We start from the raw sequence: 22219 nt of genomic DNA on the forward strand, positions 1-22219 counted from the left end.
GGCGCCGGTTCCCGCCAGCGTCGCTCGCCGACCGGTGCTTGGGCATAGGGCACGCCCTTGTAGATGTGCAGGCCCTTGCTGCTCAGCCCTTCCAACAAACCCGCCTCAGTCTCCACCGGCTTGGCAAGCGCAGGCCCGTTGGCGCCAGCCAGGGCGGCCAGCAGGCCGATTGCGCGCAGGATAGGTCGCATGAAAGCTCCTCTTCAAAAGTGATGCCAAGGTTGTGACGTAGATCCCGGACGGGAACAACCGGCAGTGCCAGCCTAGCCATGCAGGTACTGTTGGATGGAGCGAATCGGATAGAGCGCAGAATACGTGGTGCGGGGTGCGTAAAATCGATCATCGCCGGCAGCGCGCAGTGCGTTATTCATCCTTGCTTTCCGGCTTGCTTACCCTAGCTGGTCGTATTCCATCGCAGTCGAATTGACACCGCCAAGCCCGTACACCTAGGCTGCGCGCACTTGTTCAATCACAGACCCACTACCGTGCCCCCAGCCAGCGAGCCCGTCCTCTCCCTCCAGCAAGTTGCCAAAAGCTATAGCGGCGCACAGCGCCAGCAGGTGCTACGTGGCCTGGATCTGCAACTGGCACCCGGCGAATACGTCGCCGTGATCGGCGAATCCGGGGTCGGCAAGTCCACCCTGCTCAACCTCCTGGCCGGTCTGGACCAGCCCGACGCCGGCGAGGTGCGCATAGGCGGCCGCCTGCTGGCCGAGCTCAGCGACGATGAAGCCACCTTGCTCAGGCGCAAGGAGGTCGGCTTCGTGTTCCAGGCCTTTCACGTACTGCCCCACCTGACCGTATTGCAGAATGTGCGGCTGCCGCTGGCGCTGAATGGCCTGCCCGATACCGCCGCCTTGCCCATGCTGGCGGCGGTGGGCCTGGCCGACAAGGCGGACCGCAAGCCGCGTGAACTCTCCGGCGGCGAGCTGCAGCGCGTCTCCATCGCGCGGGCGCTGGTGCACCGCCCCGCCCTCTTGCTGGCGGACGAACCCACCGGCAACCTGGACCCTCACACAGCCGCAACCATACTTGAGCTGCTGCGCTCGCAGCTGCGCGCTACCGGTGCCGCCGGCATCCTGGTCACCCACTCCATGGTGGCGGCCAGCAGTGCTGACCGCATACTCCGACTGACGGCGGACGGCCTGATGCCGGTTACACCATGAAGCCCGCTGCCACTCCCCCCTGGCGCCTGCTGACCCACCTTGCCTGGCTGGGGCTGCGTGCCCAGCCACTGCGCAGCCTGGCCTGCATGCTGGCCATCCTGATCGGCGTGGCGCTGGGCTATGCCATCCACCTGATCAACGATTCGGCGGTCAACGAGTTCAGCCACGCCACCAGCTCCCTGAGCGGCGAGGCCGACCTCACCATCAAGGGCAACCTGCCCGATACACTCTACCCCGCTATTGCGCGGGACCCGGTGGTGGCGGCGACCAGCCCGGCGCTGGAAGTACAAGCCCACCTGCCCAGCCGTAACGAGCCGCTGCAACTGATCGGGCTGGACGCACTGCGTGCTGCCAAGGTGGTACCACGCCTGCTGGGCCAGCCGGCCGCAGGGCCCGCTGACGGGACACAAGGGCTGGCGCTGTTGGAGCCTGACGCGATTTTTCTCTCCCCCGCCGCACTGAGTTGGCTGAAACTCGCACCTGGACAGTCGCTGACCGTGCAGGTCGGCCTGCAGGATGTGCGCTTCACGGTAGCTGGCAGTCTGCCGGCTGCCGGTGCCGGCCAGCGCCTGGCGGTCATGGATATCGCCGCAGCGCAGTGGCGACTGGGGCGCTTGGGCGAGCTGAGCCGTATCGACGTCAAACTCAAGCCCGGTAGCAATCTGGCCGACTTCCGCCAGCGCTGGTTACCACGCCTGCCGGCCGGCAGCCGCATCGACACGCCGGCCGCGACCGGTGAGCGCAGTGCCAATGTATCACGCGCCTACCGGGTCAACCTGGCGGTGCTGGGCCTGGTGGCGCTGTTCACGGGCAGCTTCCTTGTCTTCTCCACCCAGGTGCTATCGCTCTTGCGCCGCCGCAGCCAGTTGGCCCTGCTGCGGGTGCTGGGCCTGCGCCGCCGTGAGTTGATGGCGGTCATGCTGCTCGAAGCGCTGGCGCTGGGCAGCGCCGGCAGCGCATTGGGCATTGCGGCGGGGCTGGCGATCGCCGACGCAGCGCTGAAGCTGCTGGGTGCGGACCTCGGTGGTGGCTTCTTCAATGGCGTAACTCCCAGCCTGCATGTCTCGCCCTGGGCTTTGGTGGGCTTCTTTCTGCTGGGCCTCGGCGCCACGCTGACCGGTAGCCTGCTGCCTGCCTGGGAGGCTGCCGCAGCCAAACCCGCCCGGGCACTCAAGTCAGGCGACGAGGAAGCCGCCTTTGCCCGCGCCCGTTCGCCCTGGCCTGGCCTCGCGCTGATCGCCCTTGCCGGCCTGCTGCTACCGCTGGGCCCGGTACGTGAACTGCCCATACCTGGCTATGCAGCGATTGCCTGCCTTTTGGTGGGCGCGCTGTGGCTCATGCCCTGGCTGACCGCCCGTCTGCTCGCTGCCACTCCAAAGCGCTGGCGCGAGGGTCCCATCGCGGGTCTGGCACTGACCCAGCTCAAGGAGGCCCCGGGCTATGCCGGGATAGGTCTGGCGGGCATCCTGGCGAGCTTCAGCCTGATGGTGGCCATGGCCATCATGGTGGCGAGTTTTCGCGATTCGGTGACCGAATGGCTGGGTCAGGTTCTGCCGGCCGATATGTACCTGCGCCCTGCCTCCAGCGGCGATACGGTCTACCTATCGCCAGCCGAACAGGCGCTGATCCGAAGCACCCCCGGAGTACGGCAGGTGGTGTTCCAGCGCCTGCAGGGGGTGATCCTCGACCCGGCGCGGCCGGGTGTGCTGCTGCAGGCGCGTGAGCTGAGCGCGGCGGATGCCGCCGAACGCTTGCCGCTGGTGGGCCCGGCCACAGCCGTAGCGCCGGGGATGACGCCGATCTGGATCAGCGAAGCAGTGGCCGATCTCTATGCCGTCCAGCCAGGCAACCGCCTGCAGCTGCCGGTGCGGGGCAAGTCACTGGCGGTGCAGGTGGCCGGTATCTGGCGCGACTACGCCACCCAGCATGGTTCTATCGTGATGACGCTGGACGACTACCGGCGCCTGACCGGCGACCAGCAGGTCAACAACGCCGCGCTCTGGCTAGCCGGGGACGCTGCCGGGGTGCAGGCCGCCTTGCGCAGCCGGCTGTCGCATGGCGAGCGCCTGGAGTTCGCCATGCCTGGCGATATCCGCAAGATGAGCCTGCAGATCTTCGATCGCAGCTTTGCAGTGACCTACCTGCTTGAAGCGGTCGCAGTGCTGGTGGGTCTCTTGGGCATAGGTGTGAGCTTTGGCGGCCAGGCGCTGGCCCGCCTGCGTGAGTTTGGCATGTTGCGGCACATCGGCTACCGGCAGCGTGACATCGACCGCCTGCTGGCGGTGGAAGGCGCCCTTTTGGCCGGCATAGGGGTGTTGGCAGGACTGGCGGTAGGCTGGCTGATCAGCCGCATCCTGATCGACGTGGTCAACCCGCAATCCTTCCACTGGACCATGCGCCACAGCCTGCCGCTGGGTATGTTGCTGCTGGTCTCGCTGGCCCTGGTGGGGCTGGCAGCGCTGACCGCCGTATTGGCCGGACGGCGGGCCTTGCGTGTCGGCGCCGTGCGTGCCGTGAAGGAGGATTGGTGATGTTGCAGCGCTATTTGCGCCTGTTTTTGGCCACCCTGCTGGCAGCCACCTGCCTGGCCGACTTTGCGCCGGTAAAGCCGGGTGTGCCGCTGGTTTTCCCCCGTGATTATGGCGCCCACCCGGCCTTCCGTACCGAGTGGTGGTATGTGACCGGTTGGCTGCAGCTGCCCGATGGCAAGGAGCAGGGCTTTCAGCTGACCTTCTTTCGCAGCGGTACCGGCCTGGCTGCCGACAACCCCAGCCGCTTTGCTCCCCGCCAGCTGATCTTTGCCCATGCCGCATTGAGCGACCCGGCCCAGGGCCGGCTGCTGCACGATCAGCGCAGCGCCCGCGCTGGCCTCGGTTTGGCAGAGGCCAGCGAACAGGACACCGCCCTGGTGCTCGACGACTGGTCGTTCAGGCGCTTGCCCGATGGCCGCTACGAGGCGGACATCCCGACTCAGGACTTCCACTACCGGCTGACCCTGACGCCCAGCCAGCCCATGCTGCTGCAAGGTGAGGCAGGCTATAGCCGCAAAGGGGCCGCGGCGGGGCTGGCCAGCTACTACTACAGCCAGCCTCAGCTCAAGGTCGGCGGCAGCCTGGTCCGCACCGGCAAGACCGTGCCGGTGGGCGGCGTGGCCTGGCTGGACCATGAATGGTCGAGCGAGATCTTCGACCAGGACACGGTAGGCTGGGACTGGGTAGGCCTGAACCTGGACGACGGCGGCGCCTTGACCGCCTTTCGCCTGCGCGACGCGGCGGGCAATACCCGCTGGGCCGGTGGCAGCCGGCGTGACGCCCAGGGCAAGCAGATACCGCTCGGCCCGAACGATATCCACTTCATCCCAAGCAGCCACTGGACCTCACCACGCACCGGCGTGCGCTACCCGGTGGGCATGAGCTTGCAACTGAGCGGCCCGCTACAGGAAAGCTGGCAATTGCAGGCCCTGATACCTGACCAGGAACTGGACAGCCGACAGAGCACCGGCACGCTGTATTGGGAGGGCGCGGTACACGCCAGCCGCGCGGGCAAACCGGCGGGACGGGGGTATCTGGAGCTGACAGGCTACGGCGGCAGGTTGAGGCTGTAAGGCCTATCTGCCGACCGACTCCGCCTGTGCCTGCGCACCCAGCCAGCCTTCCATCTCGTCGGCAGTACGTAGCAGCAACGCCACCGCACGCTCGAACATGGGCTCGCTTTCCATAAAGCGGATATGGCCGCTCGCGAGCAGACGGCGGAACAGGTGCACGCTGATGGCGGCCGGCGCGGCCATTTCTTCCACCGTAAGAAGGATGCTGGCCACCTGTGGGCTGACCCAGTTGAGCCGTGCCCGCCGTGGCAGGTCGCCCAAGGTGAACTCGATCATGATGCCGGTGCGCAGCCGCTTGAGCACACTGGCACGGTAGTGTTCGTCGAGCACCAGACCGGTGTCCTCGCCCACCACGCCAACCTCGCTGCGATCGAGCTGCTGATCCAACAGCTCCAAGGCAATGTCGAGTTCGGTCGCCACCTCGGTCACGAACTCGCTATCGAAGCGCTGCAGTTCGGCCAGCGACTGCGGTGCGTGCTGGCCGGCGATAAAGTCGGCGAAGTGCAGTTCCAGCTCGGACAAGCTGGGAGAGGTCGGGGTCAGGTTGTCACGAATGGCGTGTACGTGGGCGTTGACCAGCCAATCGAGGAAGCCCTGCCGCCGCGCCGCATCCCAGCGCGTAAGCGCAAGACCGCTGTGTATGGTGCCGACAAGGTCGGGCAAGAGCTTGAGCATCTGCACCCTATCCTCGTTGCTCTGCTTGGGTTGGGCGCTCCAGATCAACAGTGGTACGGCGCGCCGGTAAACCGTGGCCCCCTCTGGGTCCTTGCGGTCCATGCGCTCGACGACCAGCGCCCAGGCATCGACCAGGAAGTCGCGCAGGTAGGGATCGATCTCGTAGCGCAGCAACAGCTCGGCAATCTCCTTGCTGGCACGGGCATACTCCTGCGCCCGCCGCTCGGCGTGCTCCAGCACGGTGACCGCCTGGCCCACCGTGGTATCGCCAGCCCGCAAGGTATTGTCGACAAAGCGCTCAAAGCCGCTCAGCAGTTCATCGAAAATCTCGGTATTGCCGGCTGGCGCCTCGGTCAGTTGGTCGATGGCATGGCCGATCTCGGCACGGATGGCGAGCGTGACCGGATCCGCCGGCGAGAAACCCAGCGAGACCGAACCGATACGGTTGAGCAAGCGGCGGGCCGGGTGGTCGGGCTGGGAGAAGAGGCCTGGGTCAGAAAGACCGTGCTTGAGCAGCAGGAACTGGGTGCGCCCCAGATCCGCCCGCACACCGGTGGGAATCTGTCCATCGCGCAGGATGAACTCGTACAGCATGGCGACCACGTCCACCGTCATCTGCTCGGCCGGGGAACTGGTCATGCCACAGAGCCGGGTACGGTTCTCGAATACATGGTTGCGTAGCGAGCCCTCACCCGTCTCGCGGCGCCCGGTTTCCGCCACCGCCTCCTGCTCCATTTGACCGATGGCATCGGCCAGCACGGTACTGCCGCTATAGGTGGAGAACAACTCACGTGCGGCCCCTCCCTGCCCAGGCTTGGCCTGCCCGAACAGGTCGCGCAGGAGCGAACCGGCATTGGGCACATTGCCCAGCCAACTCCCCCCCAAGACAGCCTGCTCATCGGCGGCCACCGCCTCGGTTTCAGCCTCGCCGCGGGCCTGGGCATAAGCTTCAGGCCGGGTTTTCATCTGCACCCAGCGCAGCAGCAGATCGTTGCGCGACTGGCGCGGCGCATCAGCCGCGATACGCGCACGTGCCTGGGCGACGACGGCAGCCGAGACGTCCTCCGCCAGGTCGGAGTCGCCCACGGTGGCGCGGCGCAGTACGGGCAGCTCGGCCGAGATCTGGTTTTCTGCCAACAATGCGTTGAGGCGCTGGTAGATGCCCTCGACCTCGCTGCAGAGCGAGCGTACCAGCTCGCGCGCCAGCACCACGCACAGCTCCTGCGTCAGTCCGCGTGCCGCCACGGCAGAGATATAGCTGCAGGCCAGCACATAGGGCCGGAAGGGATTTTCCCGCTCGGTCACCAGGGGCTGTTGGTAGAGAAAGGCAACGCGGATATTGAAATCGCGCAGGTCGGCCTCGGCTGCGTTGCGCAGCTGTGTGGTCAAGCCCTCCAGTGCAAGCTTGGCCTCGATCACCGAAGTATCGAGCAGACTCAGTTTGAGCGGTGGCAGGCTCAGACCACCTGACGGACGCTCGCGGTTGTAGGCGGTCTGCAGGCTGCGGTCCAGCAAGCGCGCAAGCTGGCGGGCGACTTCGGCTCGCAGCTCGGCATCTCCAGTCAGGAGCGCGGTGCGGGCGTCGAACAGCAGCCCCATCTGCGCTACAGACGGTGCTTTGTCGGCCAGCACCAGCAGTTGCGCAGCCGTGCGCTCGAACAGCGTGGGCTGTGCGCTGTTGAAGGCTTCCTCGAATTGCGCTCTGACCTCGGCCAGCAGGTTTGCGGATTCCATGCGCGTCACGGCCGGATTGGCTACCGGCTTCTGATGCTTCTATGTAGCAAGTACTGCGCAGTATAGGAGAGCTGCAGCCGTCGGCCAGTGCAAACACGCCGCCACGCCCCAAGGTGGCGGCGCGGTGTGTTCAATGCCCCACAGCCTGCCGGTTGGAAACCAGGATATTGCTCTTCTCGCTCGCCACACCGGCCTTGAGGTTGTCTATCCATTGGGCGGTCTCCACCATGGCCGCCAGGCGGCTGTGGAAGATCACCCCCAGCACGCGATGCACCTCTTCTGCCGTAGCGCGGCCAGCGGCGTTCTCGTAGGGTACCGAACCGGTCGCATCCGACAGCATTTCCACGTTCATCCCCAGGTGGGCGGCCTGTACCGCGGTGGCAAGATTGCAGTTCTGGCTCATGTAGCCGGCGATGGTCAGCGTGTCGATGCCGCGCTCGGCCAGCCAGGGCGCAAGCTCGGTGCCGGTAAAGCTGCCTGGCAGGGTCTTGTGGATCAGGTAGTCATGGGGCCGGCCGGCCACGCTCGGGTGTAGCTGCCAGCCGTCCGAACCAGTGGCAAACAGCGGCGAGTCGGCCGGCGAATCATGCTGCACCAGCACGATGGGAACACCGGCAGCCTGCGCCGCATCCATGGCCTCGCCTATCCTTTGCAGCGACTGCTCGATGGGTGGGTACTCGATACGCAAGCCACCGGTCACGTATTCGTTCTGGACATCGATCACGATCAGGGCGCGGCGTGGGCTGGACATGGGGTGACTCCTCGGTTGGAGACCGCGGTGCGGTCGTTGGAAGGCATTGTGGCGAGGACACCGGCTATGCCATAGTGGCCTGAAGACCATTTATCGATGAATTTGGGCCATCATGCATCTGCCACCCCAAGCGGAGCGACCGCTGCCAACCATCACCGTCGCCGTGCTGGCCTTCGACGGCATCAGTCCCTTCCATCTCTCGGTACCTTGCCTGGTATTTGGTGAGGATAGACGCGAGTTAGGCGTACTTCCCTTCCGACTACTGGTCTGCGCCGCCGAGCCCCAAGCCCTGCATACGCAGGCCGGTTTCGACATCATCCCGCAGCACGGCCTGGCGTCGCTGGCAGAAGCCGATATCGTGATCGTCCCCACCTGGCGCGACCCGGACGAGGCAGCACCTACAGCCGTACTGGCCGCCTTGCGCGCCGCCCATGCTCGCGGCGCCACCGTGGTAGGGCTCTGCCTGGGCGCTTTTGTCCTGGCCGACGCAGGCCTCCTGGATGGTCGCACCGCCACCACGCACTGGTACCTGGCTGATTGCTTTGCCCGTCGCTTTCCCAAAGTCAGGCTAGACCCCGACGTGCTGTATGTCGACGAAGGTGAGATCCTCACCTCGGCCGGTACGGCGGCCAGCCTGGACTGCTGCCTCTACCTGCTGCGTCGGCTCTGTGGTGCCGAGGTGGCCAACCGGGTGGCCAGGCGGCTGGTGATAGCACCGCACCGGCAAGGCGGGCAGGCCCAGTTCATCGAACAGCCACTGCCTGCCAGCCGGCAGGATGATCGCCTGGCCGAGGTCCTGATCTGGGTCCAGAACCACCTGCCCGAGCCACACAGCGTAGAGAGCCTCGCAGCCAGGGCCGCCATGAGCCGCCGTACCTTCACCCGCCGCTTCAAACAGGCCACCGGTACCACCCTACTACCCTGGCTGCTGCATCAACGGTTGAGCCACGCCCAACGATTGCTGGAGCAAAGCCGGCACGGTATGGAACAGATCGCCGCCGCCAGCGGGTTTGGCTCGGCCGTATCACTACGGCAGCATTTTGGCGCCGCCTTCGGGATCGCCCCGGCCAGCTACCGCCGGCAATTCCAGTTGCAACAAGGCTGAAGGGACTATAAAGGACCAAGCACAGGCATCGGGAGGACAGAACCATGCTGGTCAAGGTCTACCAATCGGAAAGCGGCAAGATTTTTCTGCCCAAGGAAGCCGAGTTGCTGCAACTGCCGGCCGAGGTCCAGGCCATTGCTGGCGCCAACCCCTCGGTCCGCAATACCGTGCTGGAGGAAGACACCGGCATCATGGGGGTGGACGTCAGCCGGGCGCTGGCCGATATCGAGAGCATGGGCTACCACCTGGTTCTGGCCAAGCCCTAGGGAAGCTCTATAAAAGTATCGGCATCGGAGCCGCGGCAGCGGGCCCGTGCTAACGACCAGGCTTTAGCACCGCCTGCCAGTCAGGGTCCTTTTGCAGCAGTTCAAGCTGCAGATCCAGGTAATGGATCAAGGCTTGCTGCTTTTTGCTGGCGAACAGATAGCGTTGGTAGCGTGCACGCGGCTCACGTGCCAAGCGCGCCCACTCCTCAAAACCCGGCAAGGTACGGCGGAAATAAGGCAAGGCGCTGGCCTGCAGAAAACAGAAGTCGACCCGGCCGTGCTGCAGCTTGCGCAGGCTTTGCTCCCCCGAGACAGCGTCGTCACGCACTATCTGGCCCGAGTTAAGCAGGGGTTCGATCTCTGCATAGCGGTGGCCTATTATGCCGCCCAGCTTGAGGCCGATCAGGGTATGCCCGCCGGTTTCATATTCCACCGGCTTGTCCTTGCGCGAGACAACCAGGTCGCTGTCCTGCATATAGGGTTGCGACCAGGCGTAGCGCTGCCTGGCCTCATCGTTGAACCAGACCGGGTTGCCCCAGGCCACCACGCCATCCCAATCGGGCTTGGTCAAGAGCAGGTCCATGCGTCGGCGCGGCAGTTGGGTGGCCACGAACTCATAGCGCCCCTCGGCATGCCGGGTCAGCCAATCGGCCAGCAGCGTGGTCAGATTGCCGACTTCGCGGGTGGCATAGGGCGGATCGGTATAGCTCGTGTAAAGCGCCACCTTCTCTGCCCCCCAGGCGGGCAACGGGCAACCCCAGACAGCCAGGCAGCAGGCGCAACGGAATAGCCAGCGAGCGCGGATATCGGTCAAGGACATGACTAGGTCCCGGTAGCGCAGACAGTAGGTCTTGCGAATGCTCAAGTATAGGTAGCGGCCGCCAATTGTCCGTGCCGGCTCGGCGCCACCGGCAAAACCCATCTGGTACTGCAACGTAGACTTGCCATACCAAGCCTACTGTCCGTTGCACGTGCTTACGTTCGCACACCTGAGCGCGGTCGCCGGTACTTTGGTGCTTTATCACCACAACCTCCCCCAGTAGGACGCCGAAGGGTTTTGTTCGCGGCCCTTATGCGCCACGACAAAGACGCGGCCGGCCGCCTTCGTCTAGACTGATGACATGCGAACCCTGCGTACCCTTTGCCTGATCCTGCTCTGCCTGTGTGGCACGCAACTGCTGTGGGCGGCGGATACCTTGCGGGTCTTGGCCTGGCCGGGTTACGCCGACCCGGACCTGGTCGCCGCCTTCGAACAAAAGAGCGGCGCACGGGTGACGGTGACCTTAGTCGATACCGACGACGCCATGTGGGACATGCTCAAGGGCAACGATGGCCGCGATTTCGACGTGGTAGCGATCAATACCGCCGAGCTGCAGCGCTTGATCGACAAGCAGATGGTGCAGCCCATCACCGCTGCCGAGGTGCCCAATATCCGCCAGCTGCATGCACGCTTCCAGCAGGCGAACGGTACGCTGCGTAACGGTAAACGCTATGCCGTTCCCTATACCTACTCGTCCATGGGGCTGATCTACAACAAGCGCCTGGTGCCCGAAGCACCAAGCTCGATGACTGCCCTGTGGGAACGCAAGCAGCGTGGCAAGATCGCCCTCTATGAGGGCAGCAGCCATAACTTCAGCATCACCGCCCTGGTCATGGGTGTACCCGACCCTTTCAAGCTCGATGCCGAGCAGTTCCGCGAAGCGGTGGGCCGCTTGGTAGCGCTACGCAGCAACCGGCCCTTCTTCTACAGCAGCCCGGAACAGGCCGTTGCCTTGTTCAAGGAGCATGAGATTGCCTACATGTTTGGCAACTATGGCAGCCAGCAGGTCAGCCTGCTGCAGAAGGCCGGCTTTGACGTGGGTTACGTGATCCCCAAGGAAGGTGCACTGGCCTGGCTGGACTGTTGGGCCGTGCTGCGCCATGCCGGCAACCCCGCACTGGCGCATGCCTGGATCAACTATATGCTCACCCCCGAGGTGAGCCAGGCGCTGTGGAAACGGCAGAACCTGCCCAACACCCTGGAGGCTCCGACCAATCTGCGGCCGCAGGACAAGCTCTTCTGGCTGCAGCCGGTGGAGGATACGACGCTACGTAACCAATACTGGTCTCGCATCCTTTCGGGGGCCAGGCGGGGGATGTATTGAGGGCTGAGGGCCCGCTTTTACCAGGATTGTGAAACGACGCGATCCTATTTAGGCGCCGGGGAAACCTCGCTACGCTCGAAGCGCACGGAATGAAGCCAGCAAATCCTACACAGTGACTTGCGGTTTCTTCATTGGGCCTATGGCTCGATCACCAACTGCACGGCAGTACTGCTGAATCTGGAGATGCCGAGTTCGATGGGGGTGCCGTGCTCGTCGACGTAGACCGTCTCGACATAGAGGATGGGCATGGCGGCGGGTTGACCGAGTTGCTGGGCAACTTCGCGACTGGGGAGCTTGGCGGTGATGCGGCTCAGGCGGCGGGAGATTTCGTTTACCTGGTAGTGGGCCAGGGCCAGGTGGGTCTTGCCGGTTTCGGCGTAGACCGCATCGAAACCGCGAAAGCGTGGCAGTGGGAAGTACTGGTTGCAGACGCCGATTATCTTGCCGTCGAGCACGTCGTGCGAATCGATCTGCAACACCTTGGCGCCTTCGGGCAGTTCCAGCAGCTTGGCGACCTCGGGCCGGGGCGTGACCTCGCTGGCGCGCAACACCTGGCTCTTGCCCACCCGGCGAGCCTTGGCCACGCTGTGGGCAAAGCGATTGCGGCGGCCAAGGTCATAGTCGATCACTTCTTCGCGCACAAAGGTGCCACGGCCGTGTACCACCTCAACAAGGCCGCGCTCGGCCAATGCCTTGGCGGCCTGCCGTACGGTATGGCGGTTGACGCCAAAGCGATCGGCCAGCTCGGTCTCGTTGGGCAAACGCCCCTTGAGGTTGCCGGCCAGGATCTCGGCAGCGAGCGCTTCCTCGATCTGACGCCAGACGGTGGTACCGGCACGGCGGACGATGGGGCTGGGGGGCATGGGTAGAGGCTGTGTCATCGGCAACGCCTAATTATGAGGCCAGTACCCGTTCCGCGAGCGCCGGGGCTATCGACATGCCTACGCCGGCGGTGATGGCAACCGCAGTCACACCATCCGCTGGCTTCAGTATCTCGTAGGCGCGCGGGCCGCTGGCATAGATGCCCTGCCAGCGCTCCAGCACTTGCAAGGGCCGGTTCAAGAGGCCTTCGGCCAGGCCCAGCAGCAGGTCTTCGACCTCGGCCGGCTTGAAAGGCGAGACCGTCTCGCCATAGTGATGCGAGTCACCGACGATCAGCTCGCCCTCCTCGCCCACCTGTTGGATGATCAGGTGGACGCCGTGCTCCAGCACCGCAGGCCGGTTACGGCGGACCTGCTCGCGCAGCCGTGCCAAGGGTTCGGCCAGCGCCGGGCTTTGGCTGAAGGAGCCGTAGTGCAGCGCCGAGAGTCCAGTCATCAGGGCCGGCCCGAGCTGGATGCCGGGGTTGGCCAGGCGCAGCATCTGCAGGGCGCAGCGGCGCACGCCCAAGGGGGCATAGGCCTGCGGGTAGAGGGTCTGAAAGTCATGGCCGGCGCAGATGATGACCTGCTCGGTCTCGAACACGCCACGGCTGGTGTGGACCCTTGGCAGCTCGATGGCATTGACCTGGGTACCGTAGTGGAAGATCACGTCGTGGCACTTGGCCAACCACTTGGCCAGGGCCGGGATGGTGCGGCGGGCATCCAGCGCGATCTCGCTGGGGCTGTAGAGCCCGCCCAAGCCCAGCGCATGATGCTCGGTGAGACGGGCAGCGCCGAGCAGCTGGGTACCGTAGGCCGCGCCGTGCTCCGCCTGGAAGGCCTCCAGCACGGCCAGCTCGGCGGCGTTGCGCGCCACGGTCAGGCTACCCTGCGCCTTGTGCCAGCTATGGGTGGCGGGCAACAGGTCCAGCCAGATGCGGCGGCTGGCCTGCGCCAGTTCGTAGAGATCGCCCTGTGGCTGGCCCAGCGAGAGGCCCAAGCCGAAGTTGCGGACCGAGGCCCCCACGGCCTGCGCGTCGCGCTCGAACACCGTGACCGCATAGCCGCGCCGGGCTGCAGCCAGCGCGTGCATCAAGCCGACGACGCCCGCGCCGATAATGGCCAACTTGGGTCGGTTCATGGGCGCTCGCCACGTACCAACCGGGCTTCGATCGCATCGATCACCGGCAAGAGGTCCGCGATGCTGTCGATCACATAGTGGGCACCGGCTTGCGCCAGCTTGGCAGTGGCACGCTGGCGGTGCCGCTGGATCGCATCCGGCCCCAGGGCGCGTAGTTCGCTCAGGGTCAGGCCGGTCTCGTTGCCCGACAGCGACAGGCCCACGGTCCACATCCCTGCGGCGAGACCTTCCTCGATACCGGGTACGGTGTCGTCCACCTTGATGCAGGCGGCCAGCTCGCCCACGCCCAACTCGATCACGTTGGCCAGCGCCATCCAGGGGCCGGGGCGGCCACCGGGCTTGAGGTCGTCAGTGGCTACCGCATGGTCCAGACGCAGGCCTTGCGCAGCCGCGTGCGGCAGCAGCTTGTCCATGACCACCCGCGGGTAACCCGAGCAGGAACCGAGTTTGATGCGGCGCTCGCGCAGATTGCCCAGCACGGTGGTGGCACCCGGGATGGCGGCCGAATATTCGGCCACGCGTTCGATCTGCAGCGGCATAAAGGCAGCGTAGAGCGCGTCCACATCCTCCTTGCTCATGCTGCGGCCAAACTTGGCCTGCCAGCGGGCATCCACCCCGGCCTGGCGACCCAGCGCCTGGATATGGTCCCACTTGGCCAGACCCATGGGCAGACGGGCCTCGGCGAGGCTGATCTCGATGCCGAAGCCCGCGAAGGCGTCGATCAGCACCTGGGTGGGGGCGAAGGAACCGAAGTCGACCAGGGTGCCGGCCCAGTCAAAGACGACGGCCTGCACGAGGCCCTGGTAGTGGCGGGTGTAGCGGTACGGCGTGGCTTGCATGAGCTAGTCCTGTGGGTTCAGACAATCAACGGATACGCATTTCAATGAGGGCGCGGCCGATGGCGTCGACCGCCATCTGGATCTCAGCCTTGCCGATGGCGCCGATACAGCCGACGCGGAAGGTCTCGACCTCGGTCAGCTTGCCCGGATAGAGCACCACGCCACGCTCCTTCACCCGCTGGTAGAACTCGCCGAACTGCCAGTTGGCATGCTTGGGCGCGTGTACGGTGACGATGATGGGGGCCTGAATGGGGGCGGGCAGGAAGGGTTCCAGGCCCAGTTCGCGCAGACCCTCGATCAGGGTGTTGCAGTTGGCGCTGTAGCGGGCCAGGCGCTGCGGCCGGCCACCTTCGGCCTCGTACTGCTGCAGCGCGCTGGCAAAGGCCGCCACCACGTGGGTGGGCGGGGTATAGCGCCATTGGCCGGTCTGCTGCAGATAGCGCCACTGGTCATAAAGGTCCAGCGACAGCGAGTGGGCATTGCCCTGAGCCTGCGCCAGCGCTGCCTGGCGGGCCAGCACGAAGCCCATGCCGGGCACCCCTTCCAGGCACTTGTTGCTGCTGGCGATCACGGCATCGAAGCGGATATCGGCGGCCGACAGGGGCAAGGCGCCGAAGGCGCTCATGGCATCGATGATCAGCCGCTTGCCGGCGCGGGCCACCACCTCGGCGACTTCGGCCAGCGGGTTGAGGATACCGGTGGAGGTCTCGCAATAGATCACGCCCACGTGGGTGATGGTCGGCTCGGCTGCCAGCTTGATGGCGACCTGGGCCGGGTCCAAGGGTGCGGTCTCGCCGAAGTCCAGCACGCTGACGGCCCGGCCCATGACCTCGGTCAGCTTGGCCATGCGCTTGCCGTATGCGCCGTTGACCAGCACCAGCAGCTTGCCGTCGCGCGGCAGCAGGGTGCCGATGGCGGCCTCCACCGCAAAGGTGCCGGAACCTTGCAGCGGCACGCAGACAAAGTCCTCGCTGCCATCGACCAGCGCCACCAGGCGCTTGCAGACGTCGGCGGTCAGGGCATTGAAGCTGCTGTCCCAGGAGCCCCAGTCGTTGAGCATGGCGGTCTTGGTGGCCAGGGTGGTGGTCAGCGGGCCGGGGGTAAGCAGGATGGGGTCTCGCATGGTCGTATCCAGTTCGGTTATCGGTTCGTGTTCGGTCAGGCCACGCGCCAGGCCTGGGCGCGGCGGTTGAGCAGCCAGCCGGCGGCGTTTATCAGCAAGGTGGCGCAGAGCGAGCTGGCAACGATCAGGGAGGCCATGGCGGCAGCCGCGGCGGTATCGCCGGCGTCATCCATGTTCAGCACGGCCACCGAGGCCAGCACGGTGTCCGGGGTGTAGAGGAAGATCACGCAGCTGACCGTGGTCATGCTGGAGACGAACAGGTAGCGCGCCACGTCGAGCAAGGCCGGCAGGCTGATGGGTAGGGTGACCTGCAGGCAGCTGCGCCACCAGGGCCGGCGCAGGCTGCGCGCCACGGCTTCGATCTCCGGATCGATCTGCCGCAGCGAGGTGGTGAGCGTGAGGTGGGCGGTGGTGTAGAAGTGCACGATGGTGGCGGCCACCAGGATGGCCATGCCGCCGTAGAGCCCGTGCAGCGGGTTGGCCGGGTTGTTGAAGCAGAAGATATAACCTAGCCCCAGCACCAGGCCCGGTACCGCCATGGGCAAGAGGGCCAGGCTGCGGATCAGCGCTGCGGGCAGGCGCGGGGCTGGCGTCTTGAGGTTGAGGTAGGCGCAGACAAAGACCAGTGCCGTACCCAGGAGTGCGGTATAGCCCGAGAGCTTGAGGCTGTTGCGGAAGGCCAGCCAGCCGCCGCCATCCACCTGGTCGAAGTCAAAGTGGTCCAGGGTCAGGCTGAGGTTGTAGGGCCAGAGCTTCATCAGCGCGGCGGCGACCGCCACCCCGAGGAGGGCCAGCAAAAAGGCACTCATGCCGCCGCAAAACAGCCAAAGCAGCGCATCCCGGCCACGATTGCGGCCCGGCTTGTAAGCCACCGAGCGGCCACTCATGGCAGCCCCATGACCGCGGGCCAGCCAGCGCTCCACCAGCACGCTGAGTACAGCCGGCAGCAGCAGCAAGAGACCCACCACGGCACCTTTGCCGAAGTTCTGCTGGCCGATCACCTGCTTGTAGGCCTCCAGCGCCAGCACATTGGTCTGGCCGCCGATCACCTTGGGCACGCCAAAGTCGGTCACCACCAGGGTAAACACCACCAGGCCGGCCGAGATCAGACCATAGCGGGCATTGGGCAGAGTCACGGTCAGGAAGCGCCGCAGCTTGCCGGCGCCCAGTGTCTCGGCGGCCTCGTAGAGCCGAGCATCGGCCACCGAAAGCGCGGTGACCAGGATCAAGAGTGCGTGCGGAAAGGTGTAGAAGATCTCACCCAGCACGATGCCCACGGGGCCGTAGATGCTGGCATCCCCCAGCCAGCTCTTGAGCAGACCCTGGTTGCCGAACAGGTAGACCAGCGAGATGGCGGGCATCAACGAAGGCGCCAAGAGCGGTACCAGCGCGGCGAGGCGGAAGGCGGGCTTGCCCCAGATACGGCTGCGGGTGAGTGCGAAGGCGAAGGCCAGCGCCAGCGGCAGCACCAGGCCCAGGGTCATGAGCGCCAGGTAGACGCTGTTCCATACTGCCACGCGCATGCGTGGCTCGGCTGCAAGCTCCCAGAGGTTGGCCAGGCCCACGTAGCTGCCGTCGCGCGCCTGCAAGGCCTTGACCAGGATGGCCGACAGCGGCCAGGCCAGGAATAGCAGCAGCGCGGCGGCCAGCAGCCACACGAGGCCGGCGGCGAGCTGCTCGTCACGGCTGCGCAATGCGCCCATGCCGGCGCGCCAGGGCAGGGCCAGCACGCTCATGCCGCGCCCCCGGCGAACACCCGTAGCCGCTCAGGCGGCAGGCGCACCGGTACGCGCTGGCCGGGGACCAGGGCGGCGAAGCCGGCATCGTTGGGGCCGACGTCGGCCAACAGGGTGATCTCGTGCGCGGCACACAGCGAGAGCGTGGCACGGCGCAGTCCGCCCAGGAAGTCCACCCGCTCGACCGTGGCCATCAGGGTGTTGCCGCCCGGCTGCCAGTGCGGCTCCACGCAGACATCCTCAGGCCGGCAGAACAAGGTAGCGGTCGGGCCGCTCACCCCCAGCTCCTTGCCACAGGCCAGGGTGACGCCGGCGAGGCGCAAGGCGCCCTCCCCCTCCACCGTCACAGGCAGCCAGTTGGCGCGGCCGACAAACTCGGCCACGAAGCGGTTGGCCGGCTCGCGGTAGACCTGCTCGGGGGTACCGACCTGCTCGATATGCCCCTGCCGCATCACGGCGATGGTATCGGCCAGGGCCAGGGCTTCTTCCTGGTCGTGAGTCACCATGATGGTGGTGACACCCAGCTTTTGCTGCAGGGTGCGCAGCTCGCGTCGCAGGTGTTCACGCACCTGAGCATCCAGCGCCGACAAAGGCTCATCCAGCAGCAAGAGGCTCGGGGATGTGGCCAGGGCGCGGGCCAAGGCCACCCGCTGCTGCTGACCGCCGGAGAGCTGGGCGGGGTATTTGTGGCCCGAACCGGGCAGACCAACCAGATCCAGCAGTTCCTCTATCCGGCGGGCTTTCTCCTGCCGGCCGGTACGCAGGCCGTAGCCAATATTGGCGGCCACGGTGAGGTTGGGAAAGAGCGCATAGGACTGGAACACGATGCCGTAGTCGCGCTGGGCAGGCGGCAAACGACCGATATCGCGTGCGCCCATGTAGAGGCTGCCGGCGTCCTGTTGCTCAAGGCCGGCAAGGATGCGCAAGAGCGTGGTCTTGCCACAACCGGAGGGGCCAAGCAGGCAAAGGAACTCACCCTTGCGTATCTCAAGGTCGATGCCGGCCAGCGCCTGAAAGGCGCCGAACTGCTTCTGGATGCCGGCAAAGCGCAGCCAGCCGGCCTCCTGGCTACCGGCAACGGCGACGGTGGAGAAGTCCTGGCGTTTCATGGCGTGCTCACTTGGCCAGCGCAGCAAGGCGCGGCAGGAAATAATCGAATTCGGGGGTCACCATGCCGACGATCTTGGCGGCGTCGTCATAGCGCCTGAGGGTAATCGCACGCTGCGCGTGCGGCTGGTGGGCAAAGGCCACGGCCGCCTCCGGGCTCATGGCGCCACCCTGCAGTGCCAGGCTCAAGCGGGAAGACTCGGACAGCGCCTCGGCATAGCCGGGCTCGGCCTGGCAGAGATAACGCTTGGCCTCTACATGCAGGCCTATGGGGTTCACCACCTCGTCCGGCAGGAGATGGCGCAGAAAAGGCAGTACCTTGTACTGGTGCAGGTCGTCCAAGCCTTGCCGCAGGTCATCGTCGCCCTGCTCGAACAAGAGGTGGCCCAGGTCATGCAGCAGGCAGGCGATCACCAGCGCATCGTCCTCGCCAGCCTGCTCGGCCAGCCAGGCAGCCTGCAGCGCATGCTCGCGCTGGCTGATGGCCTCACCACCATAGAGGGCGTTGCCGGCTGCGGCGTAGAGGTGCTGGATATCGGAGAGCGTGAGCGACATAGCAAACCTGGAGGGGTAACGGAAACGCAGGGGGATGCGGCAGGCCCGGCCTGGCGACCGGGCTTGCCACGGTAGGGCTTACTTGCGCGGTTCAGACTTACCGTCGTAGCGCTTGGTCCACTCGGCCAGGATGCGGTCGCGGTTGGCAGCCGACCACTTCAGGTCCTGCTTGACCAGCAGCTGCTCGTAGTTGGTCGGGATGAAGTTGTTGGGCTTGGCCACGCCCGGGTAGGCGACGATGGCGAAGTTCTTTTCGTACTGCTCGTTGGCGGACTTGGAGGCGGACCAGTCAGCCAGCTTGCGGGCGGCCTCTACGTTCTTGGTGCCCTTCATGATGGCGGTGGCTTCCACATCCCAACCCAGGCCCTCCTTGGGGAAGATCAGGTCGATGGGGGCGCCGCTTTCCTTGAGCTTGGCGCCGCGGTACTCGAAGGCGATGCCGATGGGGAATTCGCCGGCAGCAGCCTGCTTGCAAGGCTTGGAGCCGGAATGGGTGTACTGGGCGATGTTGTCGTGCAGCTTGTCCATATAGGCCCAGCCGTCCTTCTCGCCAAACAGGGTGATCCAGGCGGTCACATCGAAGTAACCGGTGCCGCTCGAAGCCGGGTTGGGCATCACGATCTTGCCCTTGTACTCAGGCTTGAGCAGGTCACGCCAGCTCTCGGGCTTCTTCAAGCCCTGCTTGGCGGCCTCGGCCGTGTTAAAGCAGACGGTGGCACCCCACACGTCCATGCCCACCCAGGCAGGCGGGTTGGCGGCATCGACATAGCCCTTGCTGAGCTTTTCCACGCCCTTGGGGGCGTAGCCCTGCAGCATGCCTTCCTTCTCCAACACCAGGAGCGAGCTGGCGGCAACGCCCATCACCACATCGGCCTGGGGGTTGGCTTTTTCGGCCAGCAGCTTGGCGGTGATGATGCCGGTGGAGTCGCGTACCCACTTGATCTTCACATCGGGGTATTCGCTCTCGAACTGGGCTTGGTAGGCCTTGAGCTGGTCAGCTTCCAGCGCGGTGTAGACGGTCAGGGTGGTTTCGGCGTGGGCGACACCGGCCAGCAAGGCGACGAGCGCGGCAAGCGGCTTCAGAAAGGTGCGGAATTGCATGAGAACTCCTCGTGGGTGAGTGGGGCGAGTCGCTGATCGACCGGCCTGCGCACTCTAGAGGGCCTTCGTTACGGCATCGTGACGTCTAGATGACCTGCGATATACGCCACACAGTGCGGCCTTCCCCCATTTGGATGATGCCGTCATGACAGCGAATGGGTAAGCTCATGCCAAGTCAAACCGCCATCTGGACTGACCTGCGAAGATCAGCCCGTGGGACCGGTCAGGCAATAAAGAGCAGAAGCGCAACCCATGAAGTGCGCAGGGTTTGGGCTGACGGTATCGGCAACCGTCCAGCCCACCACCAATACGGAGTGACAAAGGATGTCTACGCACAGCCAGCCCGTCGCGGCCGAAGCGCGGCTGTTTTCGCTGGACCTGATCCGGGGCGTCGCCCTCTACGGCATCTTCATCATGAACATGCCGGGGTTCTCGCACTCAAGCTATGCCGAAGCGAACGGTGTCCAATTGGCCCATGCCTGGCTGGACCAGCTCTTCGATACCTTTCGTGAACTGCTGTTCGCAGGCAAATTCAATAGCCTGTTCTGCCTCTTGTTCGGCTACGGCTTTGCGCTGCAGCTGGCCAGGCTGCAGCGCGATGCGCCCACGCGGGCCACCGTCACCTATCTGCGTCGGCTTGGCGCGCTCTTGCTCATCGGCGTGTTGCACGGCGCCCTGCTCTGGCCGGGTGATGTGTTGCACCTCTACGCCCTGCTGGGCTTTCTGCTCTTACTGCTGCATCGCCGCTCAGACAGGGTATTGATCGGCATCTTTATCGCCTGCGCCTTGTTCCCGCTGGCCTACGGCCTGATGCGCTTTCATTGGATCAACCCCGAGGTCAGCGCCTACTTGGCGCAAGAGTCGGCCCGCTGGGTCGCCAACGACAACCTGGCCTATGGCCAAGGCGGCTTTTGGGATGCGGTGGCCGAATCGATCAGCATGTTCGGCTACAACCACACCAGCATCTATAACCTGCGTGGCCTCGGCAACTACAGTGTGCAGCTCTTTGCCAGCATGCTGCTGGGTTACCTGGCTGGCCGGCATGGTTATCTGCAAGCAGGGGCGGACCGGCTATCGCAGCTCAAGCGGCTGCAGTGGCTGAGCCTGGTCACCGGGCTCGGCTGTACCGTTCTGGTGGCTCTTACCCTGCCCTACGCCGGCACCATCGCCTCCTCCCCTGCCAAGCTGCTGTTCAGCCTGGGCCAGGCCTGGGGCCGCCTTGCACTGGCACTGTTCTATGCCCTGACACTGGCACGGCTGGCCTTGCTGCCCAATTGGCACCAACGCCTTGCGCCACTGGCCACCATGGGCCGCATGCCGCTCAGCAACTATCTGCTGCAGACCCTGCTTGGCATCTTCATCTTCTACCACTGGGGCCTGGGCTACTGGAACCAGGCCGGCCCCATGGCCGAGGTGCTGCTGGCTACCGCCCTGTTCCTGGGCGTGCAGATGCCGCTCAGCACGTGGTGGCTCAAACGCCACCGCTACGGCCCGCTGGAATACGCCTGGCGGGTACTGACCTACGGCCGGCGCTCGACCGGCAGCAGCGCATTGCCGGCACCCACGCAGCCAGGCTTGAGCGGCTGAACTGCAGTATATGACTATGTATTAACAGAGATTGATTGATATCCCCTTACCCCATATGGGCGATGCGGACCTAGAAGCGCTTGACCTATCATTGCGCGCACTTTGCCTGCCGTCCTGCGCCGGGCCATCCATCACCCGGTAAGCGTTTGAATCCATGATCCAAGACCTTCAGCAGGCCCTCGCGGCCAGCCCTTCCGCCAAGTCTGTCCAGGTATCCGCCAAGCTGTTTGAGGCGATGATCGATGCCGACCTGATCGAGCACAACCGCTCGCTCGGTTTTGAAGCCTTCGTCAAAGGCACGGCTGTCCGCATCCTGTTGGCCGGCGAGGAACTGGGCGCAGGCTGCACGTTTCGCATAGATACTTAATTACTGCGTCCAGGCGGCAAGTTCAGGTCGGGCGCTCGGGGTCCCCGCAAGGAGGAGGCCGAAGTAGTAAGCCACCTGGAAGGTGGCAACGACTTCGCTCACCCGAGCGCTAAGCAGCTGCGAAAACTGAAGCGCTGCTCACTCCTTGATTTAATCCCTACCCCTCCGCAGCCTTGCACGCACAGGTTCTAGGCGCATGACGCGTCAAGAACTCTGGCAGCCGCTCCGCGGGCGTGGAGCCTCGCCACGCTCGTGGCGCCAGCTCGCCGCACCCAGTGCACCTCGATTGCACGCCCCCTACATTCCCTGCATCAGCCAGAATATATGTAGTGTCCTCGGCTGCTGTCGGGGTTAGCTG

Annotated in this window: 20 protein-coding genes; 8 read left to right on the forward strand and 12 right to left on the reverse strand. The window is 65.1% G+C overall.

Features of this window, described 5'->3' with window-relative positions:
- Window positions 1–191: carboxylesterase family protein (locus VIM95_RS07410; RefSeq protein ID WP_331984393.1), on the reverse strand; the 191-nt coding region annotated here is incomplete at its 3' end.
- A 294-nt stretch (window positions 192–485) separates the two neighbouring features.
- Between VIM95_RS07410 and VIM95_RS07415 the strand changes: the two genes are divergently transcribed.
- From VIM95_RS07415 to VIM95_RS07425, 3 genes are read left to right on the forward strand one after another with little or no spacing between them, the layout of a single operon-like run.
- On the forward strand, window positions 486–1166 hold the full coding sequence (locus VIM95_RS07415) for an ABC transporter ATP-binding protein (protein WP_331984394.1): 681 nt from the start codon (window positions 486–488) through the stop codon (window positions 1164–1166).
- Window positions 1163–3697, forward strand: a complete 2535-nt coding sequence (locus VIM95_RS07420) for an ABC transporter permease (RefSeq protein WP_331984395.1) — start codon at window positions 1163–1165, stop codon at window positions 3695–3697. Before VIM95_RS07415 ends, VIM95_RS07420 begins: the two co-directional genes overlap by 4 nt.
- Entirely contained in the window at window positions 3697–4770 is a 1074-nt protein-coding gene (locus VIM95_RS07425; RefSeq protein ID WP_331984396.1) for a lipocalin-like domain-containing protein, read from the forward strand. Before VIM95_RS07420 ends, VIM95_RS07425 begins: the two co-directional genes overlap by 1 nt.
- A 3-nt stretch (window positions 4771–4773) precedes the next feature.
- On the opposite strand, the gene VIM95_RS07430 is transcribed toward VIM95_RS07425, so the two are convergent.
- Window positions 4774–7179 carry a DUF1631 family protein gene (locus tag VIM95_RS07430; RefSeq protein WP_331984397.1) on the reverse strand — a complete coding sequence of 802 codons (2406 nt, stop codon included), beginning with the start codon at window positions 7177–7179 and terminating at the stop codon, window positions 4774–4776.
- A gap of 130 nt (window positions 7180–7309) precedes the next feature.
- Window positions 7310–7930 carry a cysteine hydrolase family protein gene (locus tag VIM95_RS07435; protein ID WP_331984398.1) on the reverse strand — a complete coding sequence of 207 codons (621 nt, stop codon included), beginning with the start codon at window positions 7928–7930 and terminating at the stop codon, window positions 7310–7312.
- Between the two features lie 112 nt (window positions 7931–8042).
- Between VIM95_RS07435 and VIM95_RS07440 the strand changes: the two genes are divergently transcribed.
- Window positions 8043–9035, forward strand: coding sequence for a GlxA family transcriptional regulator (locus tag VIM95_RS07440; protein WP_331984399.1), 993 nt, complete (start codon window positions 8043–8045; stop codon window positions 9033–9035).
- Window positions 9036–9079: 44 nt separating this feature from the next.
- Window positions 9080–9301, forward strand: a complete 222-nt coding sequence (locus VIM95_RS07445; protein WP_331984400.1) for a hypothetical protein — start codon at window positions 9080–9082, stop codon at window positions 9299–9301.
- A 49-nt stretch (window positions 9302–9350) separates the two neighbouring features.
- Here the strand turns inward: VIM95_RS07445 and VIM95_RS07450 are convergent, their stop codons facing one another.
- Window positions 9351–10121 (reverse strand): transporter substrate-binding domain-containing protein, encoded by a 771-nt coding sequence (locus VIM95_RS07450; protein ID WP_331984401.1) that lies wholly within the window; start codon window positions 10119–10121, stop codon window positions 9351–9353.
- Window positions 10122–10422: 301 nt separating this feature from the next.
- Here VIM95_RS07450 and VIM95_RS07455 point away from each other — a divergent pair, with 301 nt between their 5' ends.
- Window positions 10423–11445, forward strand: coding sequence for an extracellular solute-binding protein (locus VIM95_RS07455; protein WP_331984402.1), 1023 nt, complete (start codon window positions 10423–10425; stop codon window positions 11443–11445).
- A gap of 137 nt (window positions 11446–11582) precedes the next feature.
- Here VIM95_RS07455 and phnF read toward each other — a convergent pair whose 3' ends face one another.
- The 8 genes from phnF to VIM95_RS07495 form a co-directional block, all read right to left on the reverse strand.
- On the reverse strand, window positions 11583–12326 hold the full coding sequence (phnF, locus tag VIM95_RS07460; RefSeq protein ID WP_331984403.1) for a phosphonate metabolism transcriptional regulator PhnF: 744 nt from the start codon (window positions 12324–12326) through the stop codon (window positions 11583–11585).
- 13 nt (window positions 12327–12339) lie between these two features.
- Window positions 12340–13446: a TIGR03364 family FAD-dependent oxidoreductase gene (locus tag VIM95_RS07465; protein WP_331984404.1), complete on the reverse strand. Its 1107-nt coding sequence runs from the start codon at window positions 13444–13446 to the stop codon at window positions 12340–12342.
- Window positions 13443–14285 (reverse strand): phosphonoacetaldehyde hydrolase, encoded by an 843-nt coding sequence (phnX, locus tag VIM95_RS07470; protein WP_331984405.1) that lies wholly within the window; start codon window positions 14283–14285, stop codon window positions 13443–13445. The genes VIM95_RS07465 and phnX overlap by 4 nt, the downstream gene beginning before the upstream one ends.
- Before the next feature lie 25 nt (window positions 14286–14310).
- Window positions 14311–15408, reverse strand: coding sequence for a 2-aminoethylphosphonate--pyruvate transaminase (locus VIM95_RS07475; protein ID WP_331984406.1), 1098 nt, complete (start codon window positions 15406–15408; stop codon window positions 14311–14313).
- Between the two features lie 35 nt (window positions 15409–15443).
- Window positions 15444–17144, reverse strand: a complete 1701-nt coding sequence (locus tag VIM95_RS07480; protein WP_331984407.1) for a putative 2-aminoethylphosphonate ABC transporter permease subunit — start codon at window positions 17142–17144, stop codon at window positions 15444–15446.
- Window positions 17141–18253, reverse strand: a complete 1113-nt coding sequence (locus tag VIM95_RS07485) for a putative 2-aminoethylphosphonate ABC transporter ATP-binding protein (protein WP_331984408.1) — start codon at window positions 18251–18253, stop codon at window positions 17141–17143. The genes VIM95_RS07480 and VIM95_RS07485 overlap by 4 nt, the downstream gene beginning before the upstream one ends.
- Window positions 18254–18260: 7 nt before the next feature.
- A complete protein-coding gene (locus tag VIM95_RS07490) occupies window positions 18261–18806 on the reverse strand; it encodes a phosphonate degradation HD-domain oxygenase (protein ID WP_331984409.1) in 546 nt (181 codons plus the stop codon).
- Window positions 18807–18884: 78 nt separating this feature from the next.
- Window positions 18885–19907, reverse strand: a complete 1023-nt coding sequence (locus tag VIM95_RS07495) for a putative 2-aminoethylphosphonate ABC transporter substrate-binding protein (protein ID WP_331984410.1) — start codon at window positions 19905–19907, stop codon at window positions 18885–18887.
- A 324-nt stretch (window positions 19908–20231) separates the two neighbouring features.
- Here VIM95_RS07495 and VIM95_RS07500 point away from each other — a divergent pair, with 324 nt between their 5' ends.
- Window positions 20232–21494 (forward strand): DUF418 domain-containing protein, encoded by a 1263-nt coding sequence (locus VIM95_RS07500; RefSeq protein ID WP_331984411.1) that lies wholly within the window; start codon window positions 20232–20234, stop codon window positions 21492–21494.
- Window positions 21495–21648: 154 nt separating this feature from the next.
- Window positions 21649–21861, forward strand: a complete 213-nt coding sequence (locus VIM95_RS07505) for a hypothetical protein (protein ID WP_331984412.1) — start codon at window positions 21649–21651, stop codon at window positions 21859–21861.
- The last annotated feature ends 358 nt before the right edge of the window (window positions 21862–22219 follow it).

This window comes from Chitinimonas sp. (assembly GCF_036568685.1).
GTDB lineage: Bacteria > Pseudomonadota > Gammaproteobacteria > Burkholderiales > Chitinimonadaceae > Chitinimonas.